Origin of the sequence: Paenibacillus dendritiformis, assembly GCF_015845845.1 — a bacterium.
Lineage (GTDB): Bacteria > Bacillota > Bacilli > Paenibacillales > Paenibacillaceae > Paenibacillus_B > Paenibacillus_B dendritiformis_C.
Genome location: NZ_LDIG01000002.1, coordinates 1 through 223, shown reverse-complemented (window position 1 = coordinate 223; position 223 = coordinate 1). Strand labels below are relative to the sequence as shown.

General features: G+C 65.0%; 1 protein-coding gene. It reads right to left on the bottom strand.

Going from position 1 to position 223, the window contains the following annotated elements; all coding sequences use genetic code 11:
- Window positions 1–20: 20 nt before the first annotated feature.
- Window positions 21–223: hypothetical protein (locus ABD76_RS00010; RefSeq protein ID WP_197253168.1), on the bottom strand; the 203-nt coding region annotated here is incomplete at its 5' end.

Here is a 223-nt window from a genome sequence, read left to right as displayed (position 1 = left end):
GCCGCCGCAGGAGGCGCGCGTCATTGCGCATCCTCCGCGCGCCAGGCCGCGCCATTCGGGTATTCGTACCGGTCCAGCGACGCGTCACGCATCCGGATACTGAAACCGGGCATCAACGGCACTACGTAACAGCCATTGCGGATCACGCAGGGGTCCTCGAAATGCTCGTGCAGGTGGTCCACGTACTCGATCGCGCGGTTCTCGAGCGTCGCCGACAGCATGA